Below are 16186 nucleotides of genomic sequence, written 5' to 3'. Positions count from 1 at the left end.
GTGATCAAGGAAGTTGCAACTTCCTTGATCACCGCGGGGTGGGGCGGGGGCGCGCTCAGGGCAGCAGGAGCAGGCCGTCCTCGACGAGGCGGCGCACGCGCGGCAGCAGCTGCGCGCGCAGCCCGGCCGCGTCCTCCTCCAGCAGCACCGCCAGACCCGCGGTGATCTGCCCCACCGTCAACTCCCCGTCGCACGCCCCCACCAGGCCCGCCAGGTCCCCGTCGGCCTGCACCGCCCGGCGCAGCCCGCCGCCCTGGCGCAGCAGCAGCACGCGCGGGTCCGGGTCCCCGGGGGCGTGGTGGCGCTCGTCGGTGACGTCCGGCGCCACCCGCAGCGCCGTGCCGGCCAGCGCCTCGTCGTCCAGCTCCACCAGGCGGTCGTGCGCGGCCAGGCCGGCGGCGAGCACCCCGCCCAGCGGGTCGCTCAGGGTGGACAGCACCTCCTCGAAGCGGCGCAGCGACACCCCCTCGCGGGACGGGCGGCGCAGCGTCACCACGCCGAAACCCACCCCGGTGACCCCGCGGGCGGCGAAGTCGTCCAGCCACGCCGCGTACAGCTCGTCGAAGACCGGCCCGGGCTTCTGCCCGCCGTCGCGGATCCACGTCTCGGCGTACAGGGCCGGGTCGGCGACCTCGCGTTGCACCACCCAGGCGTCCAGGCCGGTGCCCTCCAGCCACCCCTCCAGCCGCTGCGACCAGTGCTCGCCGTCGCGCAGCTCCCAGTTGCCCAGCAGCTGCGCCACCCCGCCCGGCGCCAGCACGTCGCCGACCCCGCCGACCAGGCGCGCCACCAGCGAGTCCCCGGGCATGCCGCCGTCGCGGTACTCGTACTGCGGCACCCCCGGCCGGCGCGGGGTGATGACGAACGGGGGGTTGGAGACCACCAGGTCGAAGCGCTCCCCCTGCGCGACCGGCTCCAGCAGCGAGCCGTGCCGCAGGTCCAGGCGCACCCCGTTCAGGGCGGCGTTCACCGCCGCCAGGTCCAGGGCCCGCTCGGAGGTGTCGGTGGCCACCACCCGGCGCGCGTGCCGGGAGGCGTGCAGGGCCTGGACGCCGCAGCCGGTGCCCACGTCCAGCACCCGGTCCACGGGCGTGCGCACCGTCGCCGAGGCCAGCGTCAGCGACGCCCCGCCCACGCCCAGCACGTGGTCCGAGCGCAGCGCCTGGCCCGTGGCCAGCTCGCCGAGGTCGCTGACCAGCCACCACGACGCCGCGCCCGCGGCGTCGTCGACCTCGTAGGGGCGCAGGTCCACCAGCGGGCGCACCTCGTCGCCCGGCTGCTCACCGGCCGCGGCCACCAGGCCCAGCGCGACCGCGCCCGCGGTGCCGGTGCGCGGCAGGGCCGCGTCCAGCTCACCGCGGGTGACCGCACGGCCCAGCGTGCAGCAGCGCAGCAGCACCGCCGCCGGCTCGCGGGAACCCTCCGTCGCCCGCAGCGCCGGCAGCGGCTGCTCGCGGTCCAGGGCGGCCGAGGCCACGTCCCCGACGAGCTCGCCCACGCCGTCGACGGTGTACCCGGCGCCGGCGAGGTCCTCGCGCAGTCCGGACAGCAGTTCGAGGGGGTTCACGCCCCGATCGTGCCAGCGCTCACGACTTGCCCAGGTCCAGCCCCTGCTCCTCGGGCACGTCCACGCCACCCGTGGGGGCGGCCGCGTCCACCTTCCGGTTCCGGCTGGCCACCACCGCGACCACGATGACGACCGTGGCCGCCGCGGCGATGCCGTAGCGCAGCCACGGGTTCGCCCCCTCCCCCAGGCTGAGGGAGACCACGGCCGGCGCCACCAGCAGCGCCACCAGGTTCATCACCTTGATGAGCGGGTTGATCGACGGACCGGCGGTGTCCTTGAACGGGTCGCCCACGGTGTCGCCGATGACCGTGGCGGCGTGCGCCTCGGAGCCCTTGCCGCCGTGGTGACCGTCCTCGACGAGCTTCTTGGCGTTGTCCCACGACCCGCCGGAGTTCGACAGGAACACCGCCATGAGGACGCCCGCGGCGATCGCCCCGCCCAGGAAACCGGCCAGCGGCGCCACGCCCAGGCCGAAGCCGACCGCGATGGGTGCGAACGCCGCCAGCAGACCCGGGGTGGCCAGCTCGCGCAGCGCGTCGCGGGTGCACAGGTCCACCACCCGGCCGTGGTCGGGCTCCTCGGTGCCCTCCATGATCCCGGGGTGCTCGGCGAACTGCCGGCGCACCTCCAGCACCACGGCGCCGGCGGAGCGGCCCACCGCGTCCACCGCCAGGCCGGAGAACAGGAACACCACCGCCGCGCCCAGCAGCACCCCGACCAGCGTCGTGGGCGTGGAGACGGAGAAGTCCCCGATGGTGCGCTGCAGGTACTGCGAGGGCGCCTCGATGCCCGCCACGACCTCGTTGATGCGGCTGCTCACCGCCTCCTGGTAGGAGCCGAACAGCGCGGTCGCCGCCAGCACCGCCGTGGCGATCGCGATGCCCTTGGTGACGGCCTTGGTGGTGTTGCCCACCGCGTCCAACTCGGTGAGGACGGCGGCACCGGCCTCGTCGACGTCGCCGCTCATCTCCGCGATGCCCTGGGCGTTGTCGCTGACCGGGCCGAAGGTGTCCATCGCCACGATGACCCCGACGGTCGTCAGCAGCCCGCACCCGGCCAGGGCGATGAGGAACATCGCCAGCGCCAGGATCCCGCCGGCCAGCAGGAACGCGAAGTACACCGCGCCGGCGATGACGAGGGTCGTGTACACGGCCGACTGCAGGCCCAGGCCGATGCCGCTGAGCACGACCGTGGCCGGGCCGGTCAGCGACGCCCCCGCCACGTCGCGGGTGGGGCGCGACTCGGTGCCCGTGTAGTAGCCGGTGATCCACAGGATCAGGACGGCCAGCAGGATCCCCAGGAACACGGCGCTGAGGGCCACCAGCCGCGGGTCGCCCTCCAGCACCCCCACCGACGCGTCCGCGCCGGCGAAGCCGGAGAACGTGGCCGGCAGGTACGCGAAGGAGGCGATCGCCGTGCCCACCAGCGCCACTGCGGCCGAGAGGTAGAAACCGTTCTGGATGCTCGTCAGGCCGCTGACGCCCGGCTTGGCCCGCACCAGCAGCACGCCCAGGGCCGCGGTGATCGCACCGATGGCCGGCACCAGCAGCGGCAGGACCAGGCCCTCCTCGCCGATCGCGGTGCTGCCCAGGATGACCGCGGCGACGATCGTCACCGCGTACGACTCGAACAGGTCCGCGGCCATGCCCGCGCAGTCGCCGACGTTGTCGCCGACGTTGTCGGCGATGGTGGCGGGGTTGCGCGGGTCGTCCTCGGGGATGCCCTGCTCGATCTTCCCGACCAGGTCGGCGCCGACGTCGGCGGCCTTGGTGAAGATGCCGCCGCCCACGCGCATGAACATCGCCAGCAGCGCCGCACCGAACCCGAAGCCCTCCAGCACCGTGGGGGCGTCGTCCTCGTACACCAGCACCGCCACCGAGGCGCCCAGCAGGCCCAGGCCCACGGTCGTCATCCCGACGACACCGCCGGTGCGGAACGCCAGGCGCATGCCGGCCTCGCGCCCGCCGGCGCCCTCGCGGGCCGCGGCCGCCACGCGCACGTTCGCGCGCACCGCCAGCGACATGCCGAGGTAGCCGATCGCCGAGGAGAACAGCGCCCCCACGAGGAAGGCGACGCTGCGGGCCGCGCGCAGGTCCCAGCCGTCCGCGGGCAGCGCCAGCAGCAGCAGGACCACGGCGACGGCGAACCACGCCAGGGTGCGGAACTGCCGGCGCAGGTAGGCGGCGGCCCCGGCCTGGACGGCGCCGGCGATGGCGCGCATCCGCTCGGTGCCCTCACCGGCCGCCAGCACCTGCCGGCGGAACACCCACGCCGCGACCAGCGCGGCGACCGACACCACCGCCACGGCGGCGACGATGCCCTGCGCAGTGCTGGAAAGACCACCGGACGTGTTCATCCGTCCTCCTCGTCGTGCCGCGACCTGCACGCAGAGTAGGACCCGACCCACCGAACGTGCGACGTGACGCGATCACAAATCGAGGCGCCCGGTCCCGCGGGACCGGGCGCCTCGGCCCCTCGAGCTCAGGCGGGAGCGGGCGCGCCGGCGCCGTCCCGCTCGCGGACCCAGGTCAGCCGCACGCCGCCCGGGGCGACCGCGGGGGCGCTGCTGCCGGCCGCGCCCGTCATCAGCGCCAGCGACAGCGGATCCTCGGTGGTGGCCGTCGCCGCCTCCTCGGGCAGCGGCGAGCCGTCCTCCCCGCAGCGCAGCACCGTCACGTCCAGCCGGTCCTCGTCGTCGCTCAGGCGCATGTCGACGAGGCCGGCGCGACCCGCGACCGCGTCGGTGGCGCTGACCGCACGGGCGCACGCCTCACCGATCGCGATGCGGATCTCGTCCAGCTGGTCCTCGCCGAACCCCGCGCGCCGGGCCACCGACACCGCCACGAGCCGGGCGGTGCGGACGTGCTCGGGCAGCGGGGTGAAGCGCAGGTCGACGGTGGGCACGATCCGCTCAGGACGCCGTGTTGGCCTCATCGGCCGCGGTCGACGCGGCGATGGCCTCGGCGACCGTGTCGTGGATCGGGAACACCTTGGTCAGGCCGGTGATGCGGAAGACCTTGAGGATCTTCTCGCGCTGGCAGACCAGGTGCAGGGAGCCGTCGTGCGAGCGGACCCGCTTGAGGCCGCCGACCAGGACGCCCAGGCCCGTGGAGTCCAGGAACTCCACGCCCTCCATGTCCACCACCAGGTGGTGGTGGCCGGCGCCGACGAGCTCGTTGAGCCGCTCGCGCAAGGTCGGTGCGGTGTAGACGTCGATCTCACCGGACACCTCGACGACGGTCCGGCCGCTCTCCTCACGGCTGGTCACCGACAGGTCCACAGGACCCCTCCTCGCTGCTGCTGGCGTCGAACGTGCCGGGCGACACGCCCTCGTGCATTGAACCATCGCGCTGAGTGAGGGGCGCGCTCAGCGGTCCCGGCCCGCCCCGCCGGCGGGCGACACTGGTGCGGTGACGCGGGCGGCAGGACGGAGTCGGCCGTCCCCGCCGGAGGCCGGGACGGCCCCCGGGGAGGTGTCCACCGAGCTGCCCGTCGGGGTGCCCGGGCAGGCGTCCGGCGCCTGGGACGACCTGCTGCGGGAGGGCGCGCGCACCGGCCGGCTGCGGCACGTGGAGGTCCTGCCGGCGCGGGCGGGAGAGCGCGCGGACTGGCCCGCCTGGGCCGACCCGGAGGTCGTCGCAGCGCTGGAGCGCGGCACCGGGGGCCTGCCCTGGCGGCACCAGGTCCTGGCGGCCGACGCCGTGCGGGCGGGCCGCTCCACGGTCCTGGCCGCCGGCACCGCGTCGGGCAAGTCGCTCGCCTTCCAGCTGCCGCTGCTCACCGAGCTGCGCCGCCCGCCCGCCGACGGCACCGACGGGCGCGGCGCCACCGCCCTGTACCTGGCTCCCACGAAGGCGCTGGCCGCCGACCAGGACGCCCGCTTGCGCGCGCTGGGCCTGGACCGGCCGGTCACCGCCACCTACGACGGGGACACCCCGCCGGAGGTGCGCCGCTGGGTGCGGCGCAACGCCTCCCTGGTCCTCACGAACGTCGACATGCTGCACCGCTCGCTGCTGCCCGGCCACGAGCGGTGGGCGCCGTTCCTGCGCCGGCTGCGCTTCGTGGTGGTCGACGAGTGCCACACGTACCGGGGCGTGTTCGGTTCGCACGCGGCGGCGGTGCTGCGCCGCCTGCGCCGGCTGGCCGCGCGCTACGGCGCCGAGCCGGTGTTCGTGCTCGCCTCCGCCACCGTCGCCGAGCCGGCCACCACCGCCCGGCGCCTGACGGGCGTGGACGTCGGGGCCGTCACCGAGGACACCTCCACCCGCCCGCGGGTGTCGGTGGCGCTGTGGGAGCCGCCGCGCCGTGAGGGCACCGGGCAGGACGCCGGCGGCGAGCAGCGCACCGCGACCGCGGAGACCGCCGACCTGCTGGCGGGCCTGGTCCGGCGCGGCGTGCGGACCCTGGCGTTCGTGCGCAGCCGCGCGGGCGCGGAGTCCGTGGCCGCCGGGGCGCGCCGGCGCCTGCTGGAGGACGCCCCGCACCTGGCGACCTCGGTGCTCGCCTACCGCGGCGGCTACCTGCCGGAGGAGCGCCGCGAGCTGGAGGAGGGCCTGCGCTCGGGCCGCGTGCTGGGCATGGCCTCCACGCGCGCCCTGGAGCTGGGCGTGGACGTGGCGGGCCTGGACGCGGTGCTCATCGCCGGCTGGCCCGGCACCCGCGCCTCGTTCCGCCAGCAGCTGGGCCGGGCCGGGCGCCGCGACCGGCCGGCGCTGGGCGTCTTCGTCGCCCGCGACGACCCGCTGGACACCTACCTCGTGCACCACCCCGAGGCCCTGTTCGGCGTGGACGTGGAGGCCACGGTGCTGGACCCCTCCAACGCGTACGTCCTGGCCCCGCACCTGGCGGCGGCCGCGCAGGAGCTGCCGCTGACCGAGGCCGACCTGGACCTGTTCGGCCCGGCCGCGGCCGGCGTGCTGGACCTGCTGGTGGCGCGCGGCATGCTGCGCCGGCGGGCGCGGGGCTGGTTCTGGACCCGGCCGGAACGCGCCTGCGACCTGACCGACCTGCGCGGCGCCGGCGGGACCGTGCGGGTCGTGGAGACCCGCACCGGGCGGGTGCTGGGCACCGTGGAGGCCGGCGCGGCGGACTCCTCGGTGCACGCCGGCGCCGTCCACGTGCACCAGGGCCGCAGCTACGTCGTCGACGAGCTGGACCTGGCCGGCGGCGTGGCGCTCGTGCACGCCGAGACCCCCGAGCACACCACCCACGCCCGCAGCCGCAGCGAGGTGCGGGTGCTGGCCGTCGAGGAGGAGGCCGTGCACGGCCCGCTCACCGCGTCCCGCGGGGTGGTGGAGGTGACCAGCCGGGTGACGGGCTTCCTGCGCCGCCGCGTCGGCACGGGGCAGGTCCTCGGCGAGGAACCGCTGGACCTGCCCGAGCGCCGGCTGCGCACCCGCGCCACGTGGTGGTCGCTCGAGGCGGACACCGCCGTGGGCGCAGCGCCGGCGCGGCTGCCCGGTGCGCTGCACGCCGCCGAGCACGCCGCGATCGGGCTGCTGCCGCTGCTGGCGACCTGCGACCGCTGGGACCTGGGGGGGCTGTCCACGGCGCTGCACTCGGACACCGGCCGGCCCACCGTGTTCGTGCACGACGCGGTCCCCGGCGGGGCGGGGTTCAGCGACCGCGGCCACCAGCGGCTGCGGGAGTGGCTGGGCGCCACCCGCGACGCCGTGCGCGCCTGCCGCTGCACCGCCGGCTGCCCCGCCTGCGTGCAGTCGCCCAAGTGCGGCAACGGCAACGAGCCGCTGGACAAGGCCGGGGCGATCGCCGTGCTCGACGTCGTGGTGACCGCCCTGGACGCCGGCGCACCCTGAGCCCCCGGCACCCGCACCGCACCGCACCGCACCGCCCCGCCCCGCCCCGCCCCGCGCGGGTGGTCACGGGAGCACCGCCCCGCCCGGGGCCGCGCCGGCGCGCGCCGCCGCCCGCGCCGGGGTGCCGGCCAGCAGCGCGGCGAACGGGCCGCCCACCACCACCTCGGCCTCCACCCGCACCGAGCCGTCGGCGGCGACGGCGCACCCGCCGGCGGCGCCGTTGGCCCGCAGCACCCGCTGCGCCCGCTCGCAGGCCGGGCCGTCGGCCCGGCCCAGCGCGGCGTCGGCCCCGGCGAGCGCCGCGAGGTCCGCCGCCGCCCGCGCCCGGTGCCCGGCCGCGACGGCCGCGCCCAGGCCCGCCACGGCCACCGCCAGGGCCAGGGCCGCGGCCACGACGCCGAGCAGCAGGACGCTGCCGCTGCCGCCGTCCCGGGGCGCACCGCGCGCGCTCACGAGCCCGCACCGCTGACGCCTCCGGCGACGGCCGCCTCGACGGCGGCGGTGGCCGCCGAGCGGGCCAGCACCTCGCCGCCCAGGGGGCCGGCGAGGCGCTGCACCGAACGCACCTCCACCCGCACCGTCCCGGCGCCCACCCGCACGTCGACGGAGGCCCCCGCCGGGGCGGCGGCCGAGGCGGTGGCCCGGACCACCGCCTCGACCTCGCCGCGGGCGGCCGCGCGGGCCCCGGCCCGGGCGGCGTCCACGCAGCCCACCTGGGCCAGGACGGCCCGGGCGGCGCCCAGCAGCAGCGCGAGCACCAGGAGGACGGCCGGCAGCGCGACGGCGAACTCCGCGACCACCGACCCCTCCTCGCGCGAGCGCCGCTCCCTCACCCGAGAGCCAGCGCCTGGCGAACCACTCCCAGGAGCAGCCCGCGCACCTCGTCGCTGCTGAGGATCGCGATGAGGAGCCCGGCGAAGCCGCACGCCGCCAGCGTCGCCATCGCGTACTCGGCCGTCGCCATCCCCTCGTCCCCGGTCCCGGCCGCCGCCTCCCGGCGCGGCACCTCGCCCCGCCCCGGCGCCTCACCCCGCCCCGGCGCCTCGCCCCGCCGCGACCCCGCGTCCCGCACGTGCTCGTCCACCCGTGTCCTCCTCACCGCCGGCGCCAGGCCGGCCCTACCGGGCCGGCACCCCGCCGGCCCGGCACCACCCTGTGCGCCGGGACGGCGCCGCGACCGCCGCCCGCGGGGCGGTTGTGGAGGCCGGGGGGTGCCGGGCGGTTGTGGAGCGCGCGGCACCTCACCCGGCGAGGACGTCGCGGGCCAGGGTGAGCACCACCGGGACGACGCCCAGCAGCAGGAACGCGGGCAGCGTGCACAGCCCGAGCGGCAGCACCAGCTGCGAGCCCAGGCGGGCGGCGGCCTCGGCACCGGCGCGGCGGCGCTCGGCGCGGTGCTGGGCGGCGGCGGAGACGAGCAGGGAGGCCGTGGAGGCCCCCGTGCGCGCCGACAGCAGCAGCGGGTCCGCCAGCGGCCGCCACCGCTGCGACGCCCCCTGCCAGGCCCGCTCGGCGTCGGCGCCGCCGTCCAGCTGCGCGCACACCCGGGCCAGGTCCGCGGGGACGGCACCGGGCGCGGCCTGCACGGCCTCGCGCAGCGCCCGCCCCGGCGGGAGCCCGGCGCCGACGGCCACGGCGGTCAGCTCCAGCAGCACCGCGAGGTCGGGCGCGGGCGGCGGTGGCGGGGGGCGCAGCCGCCGCACCGGGGCGCTCACCCGCGCCCGCAGCGGGGTGCGGGTGCGTGCGGACGCGTCGTCGCCGTGCTGCGCGCTGCGGCGTCCGGAGCCGCCCGCGAGCAGCAGCGCGGCGGCGAGCAGCAGGGCGACCGCCGCCCCGGCCGTCGCAGGGCTCACGAGCCGCCCACCGCGGTCGCGGCGCGCACCAGGCGCGCGCTCCACCAGCGGCCGCCCAGCAGCAGGGCCGTCCCGGCGAGCGCGCACGCGCGCCCGGCACCGGTGCCCAGCAGCGCCTCCCAGGGCGGTGCGCCGAGGGCGGCCCCCAGGGCGAGCCCCGCCAGGGGCAGCAGCGAGACGGTGCGCGCGCTGACCCGCGCCCCCGCGGTGGCGGCCCGCAGCGCGGCGCGGGCGTCGGCCTCGGCCCACGCGGCCGCCGCGCACTGCTCCAGCGCCTCCGCGGCCGGCGCCCCGGTGCGCTCGACGAGCCGCCACACCGCCCGCACGCCCTCCGGCGCGGACGGGGCGGGGCCGGGGCGCGCACCCGCCCCGGCACCGAGCGCCCCGTCCCCGGCGTCCCCCGCGGCAGGTGCGTCCTCGGCGTACCGCCAGGCCTGCGCGGGGGTCAGGCCGGCGCGCAGCAGGGCCGCGACGCGCTCGGCGAGCCGCGCGCCGACCAGGAGGTCCTCGTCCGGAGGCGGGCGGCGGCGCCGGGCGCGACGCGGGCGGGCGGGCGCGGGACCGGGCCCGCGGGGGTCGCTGCGCACCGGCGCGCGGGGCCCGGCCGCGACGGCGGCCCCCACGAGGGCCGCGACCGCTGCGGCGGCGCTCACGGCAGGTCCAGGCCCAGCCGCCCGGCGAGGTGCGGCCACCCGGGCCCGCACCGCACCGCACCGCCGTCGTCCAGCTGCAGGGCCGGCACCACCCCGGCGCGGCCGGTGGCCGTGGGACGCACCAGCGCCACCTCGGCCAGACCGCGCCGGCCGCCGCGCCGCGCCACGTGCAGCACCACGTCCACACCGGCCAGCAGCTGGGCGTCGACCGCTGCCGGCGCCGAGCCGGCGGCCGCGGCCAGGGCGTGCAGCCGGGGCACCACGTCGGCCGCGGTGTTGGCGTGCACGGTGCCGGCACCACCGGCGTGACCGGTGTTGAGCGCGGCCAGCAGGTCGCGCACCTCCGCGCCGCGGCACTCGCCGACGACGAGGCGGTCGGGGCGCATCCGCAGCGCCTGGCGGACCAGCACGTCCAGCCCCACCCCGCCACGGCCCTCGACGTTCTCGTGGCGCGCCTCCAGGCGCACCACGTGGGGGTGGTCGGGGCGCAGCTCCCCGGAGTCCTCGACGAGGACGATCCGCTCACCGGGGTCGACCTCGCCGAGCAGGGCCTGCAGCAGCGTCGTCTTGCCCGTGCCGGTGCCGCCGCTGACGAGCACGGACAGGCGCGCGGCCACGACGGCGCGCAGCACCGGCAGCCAGCCGTCGGGCACCCCGCCGGCGGCCGCCAGCTGCTCCAGCCGCCAGCGGCGCAGGGCGGGCACGCGCAGGCTCACGCAGGTGCCGTCGGGCGCCAGGGGCGGCAGCACGGCGTGCAGCCGGGTGCCGTCGGCGAGGCGGGCGTCCACGAACGGGCTGGCCTCGTCCAGCCGGCGCCCGGCGCCGGCCGCCAGTCGCACCGCGAGCGCCCGCACCTGCTCCTCACCACCCACCTCGACGCCGGCGGGCCGCAGGCCGCGGCCGTCGTCCACCCACACGCGCCCGCCGCCGTTGACGAGGACGTCGGTGACGCCCTCCAGCGCGAGCAGCGGCTGCAGCGGGCCCGCGCCGCTGACCTGCGCGCGCACGTCGTCGACCAGGCGCAGCAGGGCGGCGGCCCCGAGGACCACGCCCTCGGCGCGGGCCGCCTCGGCCACCGCCGCCGGTTCCACCGGCCCGCGCAGCCGGGAGCGCACCCGCTCGGCCAGCTCCTGCCCGGCCGCCGCGCTCACCACGACGGCACCGCCGCGACGGGGGCCTCGGCGCCGGCCGCCGCCCACCGCGCCGCGAAGGCGCGCACCGCGCTGCGGCGACCGGTGGGCAGGCCCTCGCCGCGCTCCAGGGACGCCTCGAGGTCCCGCTCGCCGCGCAGGACGGCGGCCAGCGGCGCACCGACGACGTCGGCGAGGGCCTCCGCGTCCGTCCCGGCGCCGACGTCGCGCAGGACGAGCCGGACCTCGGGGGCGGCACCGCCGGCGGTGGTGGCGCCGGTGAGGCGGCGCACCTCGTCGACGGTGCAGCAGGCCGAGGCGGCGGCGCGGGTGGTGGCCGGCGCGACGACCAGCACCTCCCCGCACGCGCCCAGGACGTCGGCGCACGAGGTCCCCAGGCGTCCGCGCGGCAGGTCCACGACGGTGGTGGCGAACGCGCTGCGGGCGGCGCGCAGGACGGCGGTGAGCGCCTCCGGGGTCGGGCCGCTGCCGGTGCGCCGGTCCCCGGCGAGCAGGTGCAGCCCGTCCTCGAGGCGCACCGTCGAGCGCAGCACGTCCGGCCGCAACCGCCCGGAGACGCCGGCGAGGTCCTCCCAGCGCAGCCCCGGCAGCTGGTCGGCCCCCACCAGCAGGTCCAGGCCGCCGGAGGCCGGGTCCGCGTCCAGGAGCAGGACGTCCCCGGCCGGTGCGGCGGCCGCGGCGAGGGCGGCGGCCAGGACGCTGGCACCGCCCCCGCCGCAACCGCCCACGACCCCCACGACGCGGCCCTCGGGGCGGGGGCCGCCGGCCGCGTCGACCAGCCGGTCCACGAGCCAGGGCTCGGCCTCCGGCAGCAGCGCGGCGTGGTCGGCGTCGACCTCTGCGGCGTGCCGCCACCACTGCGGGCCCACGGGGGCGCGGCCGACGAGGACGACCTCGGAGGCCCCGCGCGCCCGCGCCTCGGCGACCCGGTGGGCGGGGGTGCCGGCCCCGACCATCAGCAGCGGCGGCACCCGGGCGGGGACGCCGCCGGCCCCGGTGGGCGGCTCGGGCAGCACGGTGCAGCCGGCCGCCTCGGCCAGGCGCAGCACGGCGGCGGTGAGGTCGGCGTCGGCGCCGAGCAGGGCCGCACCGGGCGCGGGGCCGTCCTCGGCAGCGCGGTGGTGCGGACGGGGGGCAGCGGGCACGGGGGCCTCCAGGCGGGTCGCGGTGGTCGCGATCACCGTGGCGCCCCGGTGCGGCCCGTCCCGGCCGGCGCGCAGGTGCCTGTGGACGCTGCGGGAGGGCTGCGGCTGTGGAGACGGCGGTGTCGCCGTGGCCGCGGGAGGGGGAAAGACGACGGCCCCCGCTGGGGGGGAGCGGGGGCCGTCCACGGTCCGGCTCGGGGGGGATGAGCCGGGCCCGCGATGTCGCCCGGAGGCGCACTTCACCATTTGACCTCATCGGAGCCCCGCTGGCAATTCCTCCACACGGGTGTTGCTCGACCCGCCACCGCGGGCGGGGCCCCGCGCCCGCGACGAGCGGCTCAGGGCCGCACGGCCGCCGCGCGGGTCAGGAACTCGGCCGCCAGGGGGGCCGCCACCGCACCGCCGCTGGACCCGTCGGTGACGAACACCGCGAACGCCAGCGAGCCCTGGTAGCCGATCGTCCACGCGTGGGTGGGCAACGGGTCGCCGGTGCCGTGCTCGGCCGTGCCGGTCTTGGCGTGCACAGGTGCGCCGGGGACCCCGGCCAGCACGGTGGCGGTGCCGGAGGTCACGACGTCGCGCATCAGGTCGCCGACGGTGGCCAGGACCGCCGGGTCGGCCGTCGAGCCCGGCTCGGCCGGCTCCGGGGGCGCGGGGTCCAGCACGATCGCCGGGCGGCGCAGCTGCGTGGCCGCCACCGACGACGCGGCCACCGCCATCGCCAGCGGGCTGACCAGGGTGCGGCCCTGGCCGAAGCTGGCCGCGGCCAGGTCCACCGCGGACTCGGCGGCCGGCACGTCCCCGGCGAAGGCGTCCACACCGGTGGCCCACTCGGCGCCGACGCCGAGCTGCGCGGCGGTGGTGGTCAGGTCGGCGTCCGCCAGCCGGGAGCTCAGGCTCGCGAAGGCCGTGTTGCAGGACTGCGCGAAGTCGGTGCGGAACGGCACGTCGCCGAACGCCTCGCCCTCGAAGTTGCGGAACGAGCGGCCGTCGACGGTGAAGGTGGGCGCGCACGTCACCGTCTCGCCGGGGTCCAGCCCCCCGGCCAGGAGGGCGACGGTCGTGACGACCTTGAACGTGGAGCCCGGGGGGAAGCGCCCGGTCAGGGCCAGGTCGCCCTGGTCGGCCGGGGAGCTGGCCACGGCGAGCACCTCCCCGGTGGCGGTGTCCAGCGCCACCAGCGCTGACGGCGACGTCGTCGCTGCCAGCACGTCGTCGGCCTCCTGCTGCAGCGCCGCGTCCAGGCTCGTGCGCACCGGCTCGCCGGGGACGGGCTCGACGACGAGCAGCTCCTGCGGCTCCCCGCTGCCGCCGGTGGTGCGCACGGCAACGCCGACGCGACCGGCGAGGCGCTCGTCGTAGTCGGCCTGCAGCCCGGACAGGCCCGCGAGGTCCCCGGCGGCGTAGCGGCCGCCGGAGGACTCGACCTTCTCCGCGGTGACCTGCCCGACGGTGCCCAGCAGGCTGCGCGCGAACTCCCGCGTCGGTGCCAGCGGCAGGGTGGACTCGCGGAACACGGCGCCCGGGACGGCCTGCAGGGCGTCGCGCTGCACGTCGTAGTCGGTGCGGCGCAAGGTGATGACGGAGACGAAGGCGTCCGGGTCCGCCTGCCGGACCCGCTCGGCCAGGGCGTCGGCGTCCACGTCCAGCAGCTCACCGAGCGCCGCGGCGGTGGCGGCCGGGTCCGTGGTGCGCGACGGCTGCACCCCGACCTGCACCACGGGCGTCTCGGCGACGACGGCGCTGCCGTCGCGGCCCAGGACCTCGGCGCGCGGCGGCTGGGTGCGGTCGAGCGAGAGGGTGGAGCCGTCGGCGAGGGCGGGGTGCACCAGCGCCGGTTCCCACACCGCCCGCCACCGCTCGTCGTCCCCGCGGCGCACCCCCAGGGTGGTCGTGTAGGCCAGGACGCTGCCCTCGGGGGCGCCGTGGGCGGCGGCGAGGTCGAACGAGACGTCGAGGGCCGCCTCGGCAATGCCCTCCCCCGCCCGTCCGGTGTCCACCGAGGACACCGTCACGGTGGGCGGCGCGCTCGCCAGCCCGCCGGCCAGGCGCGCGTACTCCGCGGTCAGGTCGGCGGGCAGCTCACCGGTGGCGGTGAAGAGCTCGGTCCGCCAGGTCCCGGCGGACCAGTCGCCGGCGACCTCCTCGGCGAGGCGGCGGGCACCGTCCGCGCCGTCGTCGCGCGTTCGCGCCCAGACGACGGCGCCGGTGGCCGCGACGACGGTCGCCGCGGCCGCGCCCGCGGCGACCACGGCGCGCCGCCGGGGCCGCCGGCCGGGAGGGGGACCGGGCTGGGGGGTGGGCTCGCTGCTCATCGCCCTCGATGCTCGCACGCGCCGGCTGGTAGCCTTCTGGGCGTTGGAGGTGTCGCCTAGTCCGGTCTATGGCGCCCGCCTGCTAAGCGGGTTGGGGGCTACAACCCCCTCGCGGGTTCAAATCCCGCCACCTCCGCAGGCCCGAAGGCCCCGTCCGCACCGCGGGCGGGGCCTTCGCCGTCCCACCCGGCGACCACCCGCGATCACGCCCCGCGCCACGGGGAGCACCGCGGTCCGGTGAGCAGCAGGGGCCCGGAAGCGTTGCGCGAGAACCGATTGGGCATCCGGGCGCGAGGCCGCTACAGTAGTCCACGGCTGCTGCGGCAACGCGGCACCGGCGCCCGTAGCTCAACGGATAGAGCATCTGACTACGGATCAGAAGGTTAGGGGTTCGAGTCCCTTCGGGCGCACCACGGCCACCAGGCCGCACAGGGCGGGTCCTCTCCGGAGGGCCCGCCCTTCGTCGTCCGGGGCGGGGTCCTCGTCCGGGACCGGGTCGCACCAGCCTCGCCCCCCACCGGCGCACCGGTCCCGTCCCCCGCTCCCCCCGCCGCGCGGCCCCCCGACCGGCGGCGCGCGCGGGTCGCCCACCCCCGCACCGCCGGCCCGGGCCCCTCGACGGGACCCGACGACCGCGACCGCGACCGACGATCCCGACCGGCCGGACCGGCGGGCGCGGCGGGCGCGGGCACCACCCCCACCGGGTTCCGCACCGGCGGGCGCGAACGCCTCAGGAACCCGCCGCGAACTCGTTCCGCGCACCAGACGGGCCGGCGCCGGAACGGTCCACCGGACCGTTCCGGCACCGGCCGCACCACCGCCGGGAGCGCCCGGGAACAATGCCGTTCACAGCCGCTCCGGTTCCCCGGCACACGTGCGGAACAGCCGACCGGGAACTCCCCGGAGAACCCCACCCGTTCGCTGCGAGGAATGCCCTCTCGGTGCGCGAACTCCAAGAGAACTGTGGTTTCATGGTGTTCAGCATCAATCAACCCCCCTTCCTCCCGGGAGCTCAGCATGGCAAACCACGACGTCGCCCTGAAGGTGGCCACCGAACTGCCCGTCGGTGCCGTCGACCTCGAGATCCCCGTGAAGCGGAACGGCCGCAAGATCGGCACGTTCACCGTGAACGCGAACGGCGTCTCCTGGAACCCCTCGACCTCCAAGGCCCCGACCTCGGTGGCGTGGGAGGACCTGCCGGCGGCCCTGGCGAGCACCACCGCCGCCGACGCCCCGGCCGCCCCGGCGAAGAAGGCCGCCGCTCCCGCCGCGAAGAAGAGCGCGGCGAAGAAGACCGCCTCGAAGAAGACCGCGGCGGCGGCCCCCGCCCCCGAGGTGACCGAGGCCGACGCGGAGAGCGCACCGGTCGAAACCGCCCCCGAGGCGACCGAGGCCCCGGCGCCGGCCAAGCGCGCCTCCGGCCGCAAGTCCGCCGCGGCCTCGAAGAAGTCGGCACCCGCCGCCAAGAAGTCCACCCCCGCGCCCGCGGCGAAGAAGTCGGCGCCCGCCGCTTCCGCGGCCGTGGACGCGCGCGCCGTGCGCCAGTGGGCGGCGGAGAACGGCATCACCGTCGCCCCGCGCGGCCCGATCTCCTCGAGCATCATCGACCAGTTCCGCGCCGCCACTTCCTGAGCAGCGCGCACGCTGAACGCCGCAGGGGCGGGATCCCGGAGGATCCCGCCCCTG

Annotated in this window: 14 protein-coding genes and 2 tRNA genes; 4 read left to right on the top strand and 12 right to left on the bottom strand. The window is 78.3% G+C overall.

The window, feature by feature from the left end:
- Window positions 1–55: 55 nt before the first annotated feature.
- From ACRYM0_RS16895 to ACRYM0_RS16880, 4 genes are all read right to left on the bottom strand, one after another.
- Window positions 56–1567 carry a DUF7059 domain-containing protein gene (locus tag ACRYM0_RS16895; protein ID WP_432506971.1) on the bottom strand — a complete coding sequence of 504 codons (1512 nt, stop codon included), beginning with the start codon at window positions 1565–1567 and terminating at the stop codon, window positions 56–58.
- A gap of 19 nt (window positions 1568–1586) precedes the next feature.
- Window positions 1587–3923 carry a sodium-translocating pyrophosphatase gene (locus ACRYM0_RS16890; RefSeq protein ID WP_432506970.1) on the bottom strand — a complete coding sequence of 779 codons (2337 nt, stop codon included), beginning with the start codon at window positions 3921–3923 and terminating at the stop codon, window positions 1587–1589.
- 125 nt (window positions 3924–4048) lie between these two features.
- Window positions 4049–4471 carry an ATP-binding protein gene (locus ACRYM0_RS16885; RefSeq protein WP_432506969.1) on the bottom strand — a complete coding sequence of 141 codons (423 nt, stop codon included), beginning with the start codon at window positions 4469–4471 and terminating at the stop codon, window positions 4049–4051.
- Between the two features lie 7 nt (window positions 4472–4478).
- Window positions 4479–4847 carry an STAS domain-containing protein gene (locus tag ACRYM0_RS16880; protein ID WP_432497119.1) on the bottom strand — a complete coding sequence of 123 codons (369 nt, stop codon included), beginning with the start codon at window positions 4845–4847 and terminating at the stop codon, window positions 4479–4481.
- A gap of 193 nt (window positions 4848–5040) precedes the next feature.
- Here ACRYM0_RS16880 and ACRYM0_RS16875 point away from each other — a divergent pair, with 193 nt between their 5' ends.
- Entirely contained in the window at window positions 5041–7383 is a 2343-nt protein-coding gene (locus ACRYM0_RS16875; protein WP_432506968.1) for a DEAD/DEAH box helicase, read from the top strand.
- A gap of 63 nt (window positions 7384–7446) precedes the next feature.
- On the opposite strand, the gene ACRYM0_RS16870 is transcribed toward ACRYM0_RS16875, so the two are convergent.
- The 8 genes from ACRYM0_RS16870 to ACRYM0_RS16835 all read right to left on the bottom strand — a co-directional run bounded on the left by ACRYM0_RS16870 (window position 7447) and on the right by ACRYM0_RS16835 (window position 14500).
- Window positions 7447–7836, bottom strand: coding sequence for an Rv3654c family TadE-like protein (locus tag ACRYM0_RS16870; protein ID WP_432506967.1), 390 nt, complete (start codon window positions 7834–7836; stop codon window positions 7447–7449).
- Window positions 7833–8183: a TadE family type IV pilus minor pilin gene (locus tag ACRYM0_RS16865; RefSeq protein ID WP_432506966.1), complete on the bottom strand. Its 351-nt coding sequence runs from the start codon at window positions 8181–8183 to the stop codon at window positions 7833–7835. The genes ACRYM0_RS16870 and ACRYM0_RS16865 overlap by 4 nt, the downstream gene beginning before the upstream one ends.
- Window positions 8184–8212: 29 nt before the next feature.
- Window positions 8213–8467, bottom strand: a complete 255-nt coding sequence (locus ACRYM0_RS16860) for a DUF4244 domain-containing protein (protein WP_432506965.1) — start codon at window positions 8465–8467, stop codon at window positions 8213–8215.
- A gap of 157 nt (window positions 8468–8624) precedes the next feature.
- Window positions 8625–9236 (bottom strand): type II secretion system F family protein, encoded by a 612-nt coding sequence (locus tag ACRYM0_RS16855; RefSeq protein WP_432506964.1) that lies wholly within the window; start codon window positions 9234–9236, stop codon window positions 8625–8627.
- Window positions 9233–9889, bottom strand: a complete 657-nt coding sequence (locus ACRYM0_RS16850; protein ID WP_432506963.1) for a hypothetical protein — start codon at window positions 9887–9889, stop codon at window positions 9233–9235. Before ACRYM0_RS16850 ends, ACRYM0_RS16855 begins: the two co-directional genes overlap by 4 nt.
- Complete coding sequence (locus ACRYM0_RS16845) at window positions 9886–11040, bottom strand: TadA family conjugal transfer-associated ATPase (protein ID WP_432506972.1); 1155 nt, start codon at window positions 11038–11040, stop codon at window positions 9886–9888. Before ACRYM0_RS16845 ends, ACRYM0_RS16850 begins: the two co-directional genes overlap by 4 nt.
- Window positions 11037–12185 carry a septum site-determining protein Ssd gene (ssd, locus tag ACRYM0_RS16840; protein ID WP_432506962.1) on the bottom strand — a complete coding sequence of 383 codons (1149 nt, stop codon included), beginning with the start codon at window positions 12183–12185 and terminating at the stop codon, window positions 11037–11039. Before ssd ends, ACRYM0_RS16845 begins: the two co-directional genes overlap by 4 nt.
- Before the next feature lie 338 nt (window positions 12186–12523).
- Window positions 12524–14500: a penicillin-binding transpeptidase domain-containing protein gene (locus ACRYM0_RS16835; RefSeq protein ID WP_432506961.1), complete on the bottom strand. Its 1977-nt coding sequence runs from the start codon at window positions 14498–14500 to the stop codon at window positions 12524–12526.
- Between the two features lie 45 nt (window positions 14501–14545).
- Between ACRYM0_RS16835 and ACRYM0_RS16830 the strand changes: the two genes are divergently transcribed.
- The 3 genes from ACRYM0_RS16830 to ACRYM0_RS16820 all read left to right on the top strand — a co-directional run bounded on the left by ACRYM0_RS16830 (window position 14546) and on the right by ACRYM0_RS16820 (window position 16132).
- Window positions 14546–14636, top strand: a tRNA-Ser gene (locus tag ACRYM0_RS16830).
- A 201-nt stretch (window positions 14637–14837) separates the two neighbouring features.
- Window positions 14838–14913: transfer RNA gene (locus ACRYM0_RS16825), tRNA-Arg, on the top strand.
- A gap of 604 nt (window positions 14914–15517) precedes the next feature.
- On the top strand, window positions 15518–16132 hold the full coding sequence (locus ACRYM0_RS16820; RefSeq protein WP_432506960.1) for an Lsr2 family DNA-binding protein: 615 nt from the start codon (window positions 15518–15520) through the stop codon (window positions 16130–16132).
- Window positions 16133–16186: the final 54 nt, after the last annotated feature.

The sequence above is a fragment of the Kineococcus arenarius subsp. arenarius genome, assembly GCF_050871845.1.
Lineage (GTDB): Bacteria > Actinomycetota > Actinomycetes > Actinomycetales > Kineococcaceae > Kineococcus.
This window is presented reverse-complemented; position numbering and strand designations above follow the sequence as displayed.